Below are 2820 nucleotides of genomic sequence, written 5' to 3'. Positions count from 1 at the left end.
GGCATGCGAATCATCTTGCCGTTAAGCTCGACGTAAACTACCCGATCTATCCGGCTGCCGATTGTTTCCTTTTTATAATCAACCTTGGCCCCCAACGCCTCACTTACAAAACGGATTGGGATCAGCACCCGATTGTTCTCAAAATACGGCTTCTCGTCTGGGAACTTTACCGTCTTCCCGTCAACTTGAACAGTAACGTTGATTTTTGCAGCTGATACAGAGGAAACAGAAAAACCAAATACCATGAGAATGCTCATCAAAATTAAAGCTACTCTTTTTCTCAGAATCATATGATCATCTCCATTTCATATTTACGGGTATACACATACCCTTGTTATATTCTCAAAATCCGACGCACAACATAATTCCCATTATAATCCAACAACTATTTTCTCTCAATTGGTTTCAATCATTTCTCCCTCCTCGCTTTTGGATCTCTATAAAATACGAAAACTCCACCAGCATATGCCAGTGGAGTTGAGAAACTTAATACTTCATTTATAAATATCCCCGCGCGAACCAACAGCACGTACAAAAATTATTTTCTCATCATGATCTATCTCAAAAATAACCCTGTACGTACCTATCCTCAAGCGATATAAACCAAAATTCCCTTTCATTGGTCTAATATCTCCAACTGGCGGAACGACTAGCAAACCTTTTAATCCCTCAGCGATACGTTCTTGCATCGATTTTTCCTGTTTAGCTATGAATTTCAAAGCCTCTTTATGGTAGATCAACTTGTAAACCGAACTCATTTTTGGCGTCCTCCCCCGATAAAAAACCTGAAGCGCTCTTTAATTGTTCGGCTTCTTCTTTACTTAACGGCTCATTATCCGGTTCTAAACAATCTATATCTTTCCATTCTAAACCCTTTTTTTCAGAACGATCAATCAGGAATTGCAGGAAGTCAAACGCCGTATTTTGATCTTGCTCTTGAAGACGATCAACTAAGTTATACAAGTCCTCTTTCCGAATCGTCATGAAGATACCTCCAAATATTTGATGAACACAAAGCTTTTCTTAATTGTATCATATGCATTTAACTCATTAATCAAAAATAGCCCCTATTTTAGGGACTTTTTGATATGGAATTAATTTCCATATTTTTGGATACAGCTTCGCCACTGGATTAGTTCCATTATATACCTTCTATATGGAATATGCAAGTCATTTATTCGTATTCTTTGAACTTTTCAGTTTGGTCGAGGTATATTTTCGCTTATGCTAGAAAATGAGCCGTGCTCCAACACGACTCCCTGGACACTTACCGCTTTAAAGAGCGGTCGGCTGTGCAAAAGGTGGATCGAAATAGACCGCATTCCTTCGTTAGGGACGGTCTATTTCTTTGCATTCTGATTAATCGCTACGACGATGGCGACAACCGCGTCAGTAGCACAATAATTAGCCCACCAATACGGAAGTGCGAGAGCGCTTAAACCATTCATCTCTGGGCCGACTCGTTTCCGCGCTAGGTGGAATCTGTTTAACGTTCTAGTTGCTCCTTTTTGCTATGTCTTGTTCTTGCTGTTTATATAAGACTTTTGCAACTCAAGTATGTAAACATCTCACACCTGTTGATTAACCACAAAATGGTAGAAAAAAAGCCGCACACCCGGTAAAATGTTTGTACGCCTACAAACTCAACCGAAGAAAGGTGGCGACTCCATGAAAAAGTCTACCACGATCCTGTCCATCCTTCAATCCGTTTTGCCTGCAGAAGAAATCGATTCTGCAATCGAACTCGCCGGCTATAAAGACAAGGCCCGCAAGTTTACCGTCCATCATTTGCTACAATATTGGGCGATGGCTGCCTCTGAACAATGGGATAGCTACCGTTCAGGTGTGGTTCATGCAGCAGCCAGCGGCTTGCTTCCTGTCCATTATTCCAGTTTTTCCGGAAAGGCAGCTGAGGTTCCCTTTGCTGTATTCAAGGAGCTCCTACACCGGCTCATCCAAACCTGTAATCGTCAAACGACCCGAAAGCTGGCCTTTCCTAAAGAATTGCTTTTGATTGACTCGACGACCGTAACGGTAGGAAAAACTCGCTTGCCCTGGGCCCCTTACCATGGTGAGCGTTCGGGCATTAAGCTACATGTTTCTTTGCAAGCCCAATGCGACTCCCCTCTAAACGTGGTCGAAACGGTTGGTTCGAAACATGATGGTCCGCTCTGTGAAAGCTTAACCCATTTGGATTACATTATGGTTATGGACCGGGCTTACGGGAAGCTCGAACGATTAGATCGTTTCAAAGAAGAAGGTCAATCCTTTGTCGTTCGACTGCGTGATAACGTTCATCTTGAAAAACCACGTGCTCTACGCCGGCAAAAAGAGCCTAACAGCCCGGTCATCCGGGACATTACGTGCCAACTTGGAACAGAGCAATGTCGATCCAAGAAGCGGCATCGCGTCGTTACCTTCCAAGATTTCGATGGCCGAGAACTCCGCGTCGTTACCGATCTCATGCAAGTGACCCCAGAAGAAATCGCACAGATGTATAAAGCCCGGTGGCAAATCGAGGTTTTCTTTCGCTGGATCAAGCAGCACTTGAATATCCCTACTTTGTTCGGGACAACTGAAAATGCCGTGTACGGGCAGCTGTTTGTAGCTCTCATCGTTTACGTGTTACTCAAATGGTTATTTGATACCACTCAAGGGGTCGTATCTAGGCATCAAAAGCTGTCCTTTATTCACTTTGCACGTCTATTTAGGCTAAATTCCCTTCCTCCCGAATGGCTCGTTAAGATGCAGAGGATAAGAGAAAAATTCAGCCCTGCCGGGCTTGTTTGAGTTACACAATTTGGTTAATCAACATGTCTG

The 2820-nt window shown here is 43.2% G+C and carries 4 protein-coding genes; 1 reads left to right on the top strand and 3 read right to left on the bottom strand.

Features of this window, described 5'->3' with window-relative positions:
• The 3 genes from ABD76_RS23710 to ABD76_RS23700 form a co-directional block, all read right to left on the bottom strand.
• The coding region (locus ABD76_RS23710) for a stalk domain-containing protein (RefSeq protein ID WP_242069768.1) at nt 1-290 on the bottom strand (290 nt) is incomplete at its 3' end.
• Between the two features lie 204 nt (nt 291-494).
• On the bottom strand, nt 495-758 hold the full coding sequence (locus tag ABD76_RS23705; protein WP_197259127.1) for a type II toxin-antitoxin system RelE family toxin: 264 nt from the start codon (nt 756-758) through the stop codon (nt 495-497).
• Nucleotides 727-984, bottom strand: coding sequence for a hypothetical protein (locus ABD76_RS23700; RefSeq protein WP_197259128.1), 258 nt, complete (start codon nt 982-984; stop codon nt 727-729). The genes ABD76_RS23705 and ABD76_RS23700 overlap by 32 nt, the downstream gene beginning before the upstream one ends.
• Before the next feature lie 639 nt (nt 985-1623).
• Here ABD76_RS23700 and ABD76_RS23695 point away from each other — a divergent pair.
• Nucleotides 1624-2790 (top strand): IS4 family transposase, encoded by a 1167-nt coding sequence (locus ABD76_RS23695; RefSeq protein ID WP_242069761.1) that lies wholly within the window; start codon nt 1624-1626, stop codon nt 2788-2790.
• The last annotated feature ends 30 nt before the right edge of the window (nt 2791-2820 follow it).

It is taken from the genome of Paenibacillus dendritiformis (assembly GCF_015845845.1).
Lineage (GTDB): Bacteria > Bacillota > Bacilli > Paenibacillales > Paenibacillaceae > Paenibacillus_B > Paenibacillus_B dendritiformis_C.
This window is presented reverse-complemented; position numbering and strand designations above follow the sequence as displayed.

What these genes read in the sequence shown, in the direction of transcription:
- ABD76_RS23695 (WP_242069761.1), top strand. Translation starts at nt 1,624, where the DNA reads ATGTTTGTACGCCTACAAACTCAACCGAAGAAAGGTGGCGACTCCATG.
- ABD76_RS23705 (WP_197259127.1), bottom strand. Translation starts at nt 758, where the DNA reads ATGAGTTCGGTTTACAAGTTGATCTACCATAAAGAGGCTTTGAAATTC.
- ABD76_RS23700 (WP_197259128.1), bottom strand. Translation starts at nt 984, where the DNA reads ATGACGATTCGGAAAGAGGACTTGTATAACTTAGTTGATCGTCTTCAA.